Origin of the sequence: Terriglobus sp. YAF25 (assembly GCF_052113305.1) — a bacterium.
In the GTDB taxonomy this organism is placed as follows: Bacteria; Acidobacteriota; Terriglobia; order Terriglobales; family Acidobacteriaceae; genus Terriglobus.
Genome location: NZ_JBFRCY010000565.1, coordinates 1 through 3,124, shown reverse-complemented (window position 1 = coordinate 3,124; position 3,124 = coordinate 1). Strand labels below are relative to the sequence as shown.

General features: G+C 59.9%; 3 protein-coding genes. 1 reads left to right on the top strand and 2 read right to left on the bottom strand.

What is annotated here, in order from left to right; genetic code table 11:
- Positions 1–783: cytochrome c biogenesis protein CcsA (ccsA, locus tag AB4043_RS20155; protein WP_442307897.1), on the bottom strand; the 783-nt coding region annotated here is incomplete at its 3' end.
- 120 nt (positions 784–903) lie between these two features.
- On the bottom strand, positions 904–1,299 hold the full coding sequence (locus tag AB4043_RS20150) for a response regulator (protein ID WP_442301677.1): 396 nt from the start codon (positions 1,297–1,299) through the stop codon (positions 904–906).
- A 278-nt stretch (positions 1,300–1,577) separates the two neighbouring features.
- On the opposite strand from AB4043_RS20150, the gene AB4043_RS20145 reads away from it, so the two are divergent.
- On the top strand, positions 1,578–3,124 hold a 1,547-nt coding region (locus AB4043_RS20145), incomplete at its 3' end, for a sodium:solute symporter family protein (RefSeq protein WP_442307896.1).

The window sequence follows — 3,124 nt, the reverse complement described above, 5'->3', positions numbered from 1 at the left end:
TAGCCATGGCATCAGGCTGGCGTTCTCAACCGGATCCCACCCCCAGTAGCCTCCCCATCCGAGCACTGAGTACGCCCAGTGCGCGCCGAGGAAGATGCCGACGGTCAGGAAGAGCCAGGTCACCATCGTCCAGCGGCGGGTGATGTGGATCCACTTCTCGCCGGGGTAGCGCATGATCAGGGCGCCGAGGGCGAAGGCGAAGGGGACGGCGAACCCAACGTAACCCAGGTAAAGCATTGGGGGATGGATCACCATCTCCGGATACTGCAGCAGGGGATTGAGACCGGCGCCGTCCGGAGGAACCTCTCCCGGCTGGATGGAAAACGGTGGAGCGGCGAAGACCAGCAGGAGAAGGAAGAAGACCTGAACCCCGGCCAGGATCGTGGAGGCGTGGGCGGTCAGCCGGACATCGACCTTATGGCGGAGCCGGAGGACGAATCCGTAGGCGGCCAACAGCCAGCTCCACAGCAGCAGCGAACCTTCTTGACCGGACCATAGCGCGGAAAATTTGTACGCCGGATGCAGGTCGCGGTTGGTGTGGTGGAAGATATACGCCACCGAATAATCATTGGTGAATGCCGCCCATACCAGGGCGAAGGCCGCGCAGGAAACGGCGGCGAAGGTCATAATGCCGGCGCGGCGGGCAGTCTCCGACAGGCGCTCAGGGGCGATGCGTCCGGAACGGCCGGTTGCCATCTGCCATAGCGATGCTCCGCCCATGGCCAGGGAGTAGACAGCAAGCACGAGGGCCAGCAGCAGGGAAAAACTGCCAAAGGTAGGCATGGGGTGCGGCATGAGGAGGCTCCACCGCTCATTTTCTCAGGCCACAGGCATGCTGGGCAATGAGCTTGCGCGGTTAGCGGACTGATTGGCCGGAGATCGCCCGTCCCAAGCTTGGTCCAGCTACGCGATATCGCGCTTTTCGTCCCCGTCGCCAGGGTTGATTAACCTGTGAACGCTGGCCAGAAGGTTATCCGGCAGAAGAGGTTTCAGGCGAAAGTTCACGTTCAGGTCCACGTATTCGTCCTCCGCCTCCTCCATGCCGCTGATGACCAGCACCGGAAGGGTAGGGGCAAAAGTACGAAGCTCACGCACAAACTCCGCCCCGGTCATGCCGGGCATGATGTGGTCCGTAATCACGAGGTCGATGACTGCCGGAAACTCGTTCGCTCGAAACTGTTCGAGGGCTCGCTGTGGATTTAAGGCGGGAATGACAAAGTAGCCGGCACGCTTCAGGATCGTCTGGCGGGTGGCTGCCTGTACCGCGTTGTCGTCAATCAAGAGAACCGTGGATTGCATACGTTTGTTCGGCAGGAAATGAAGCATGAGTACCGCAATCTTTCAGGGGCCTGTTCCCGAACAGCGGGGGGACACCGAGCTTCATATTAGCCTGACCGTCGTCCCGGGCCAGAGGGGCACGCGGCGCAGCCGAACTCTCCTGGTTAACGACGTACGATGCACCTCCCCCTCGGTAAGGTTGCCGACACCAAAGGAAGGGCTTCCGTGAGATATCAGTAATCCGGTTAGAATGAGCGCGATGACGATGTTGCAAAAATCGTCAGGACTGGATTCCATACGTGACCCTGACCTTCATTGACTGGCTGATCATGCTGGTCTACTTCGTTTTCGTGCTCGRCATCGGATTTACGCTGAAGCGTTACATGCGGACCAGCAACGATTTCTTCCTTGCCGGCCGCTCCATTCCGGCCTGGATCTGTGGTCTGGCCTTCATCTCAGCCAACCTGGGAGCCCAGGAGGTCATCGGCATGGGCGCCTCCGGCGCCAAATACGGCATCGCCACCAGCCACTTTTACTGGATCGGCGCCGTACCTGCCATGGTCTTTGTCGGCATCTTTATGATGCCCTTCTACTACGGCTCCAAGGCCCGTTCCGTGCCGGAGTATCTGCGGCTGCGCTTCGATGAGAAGACCCGGTCGGTCAATGCCTTCAGCTTCGCCATCATGACGGTCTTCAGCTCGGGCATCTCCATGTACGCCATGGCGCTGCTGATCCAGACGCTGGGTCTGTTCCACAACATTATTCCCGACCAATACATCTTCCACGTCTCGGTCCTGCTCAGCGCTGTCATCGTGCTGGCCTATATCTTCCTGGGCGGACTCACCTCGGCCATCTACAACGAAGTGCTTCAGTTCTTCCTGATTGTGGCCGGCTTCGCTCCGCTGGTCTGGGTCGGCCTGAAGAATGTCGGTGGATGGCACGGAATTCAGCAGCGCCTGCCCGGCCCGATGACCCATTCCTGGCAGGGCATGACTCATGCCAACACCAACCCGCTTGGCGTGGAGTGGTTCGGCCTGGTCATGGGACTCGGCTTTGTACTCAGCTTTGGCTACTGGTGTACGGATTTCCTCGTCGTCCAACGCGCCATGGCGRCTAACTCTGAGGAGAGCGCCCGCCGCGTTCCTCTGATCGCGGCCGTCCCCAAGATGTTCTTCCCCTTCCTGGTCATTCTGCCTGGCCTGATCGCGGTCAGCATTCCTGTCGCGCAGCACGCCGCGCAAAACCATCTCGTCGGCGCCAGCACTGCGGGAACGAGCCTCGGCATTATTCCGCAGAAGGTAAACCCGGTCAGCGGAGCTCCGATGCTGGACGAGAAGGGCCAGCCGGTCTATAACTACGACCTGGCCATTCCGGCTCTGCTGCTCCATTACTTTCCCTCGGGCATCCTCGGCCTGGGACTCACCGCTCTGCTGGCCAGCTTTATGTCAGGCATGGCGGGCAATGTAACCGCCTTCAATACGGTGTGGACCTACGACATCTATCAGAGCTACATCAATAAGCGTGCTACCGACGCCCACTATCTGATGATGGGACGCATAGCGACTGTCGGTGGCATTCTGCTATCGATCGGCGCGGCGTACGCAGCGACCAGCTTCAACAACATCATGGACGCGTTGCAGCTGGTCTTCAGTTTTGTGAATGCGCCGCTCTTCGCCACCTTCCTGCTGGGAATGTTCTGGAAGCGCACGACCGGACACGGCGCCTTCAGCGGTCTGATCCTGGGTACCAGTGCAGCTCTGCTGCATCATGGTCTGACGCTGCCGCAGAACGCAGCCCCAGGTCTCCATGGCGCCTGGATCAAGCTGGTCCACACCTATCCGAGTGA

Excerpts from the sequence above, each read along its gene's own strand:
- AB4043_RS20150 (WP_442301677.1), bottom strand. The coding sequence starts at position 1,299 with ATGCAATCCACGGTTCTCTTGATTGACGACAACGCGGTACAGGCAGCC.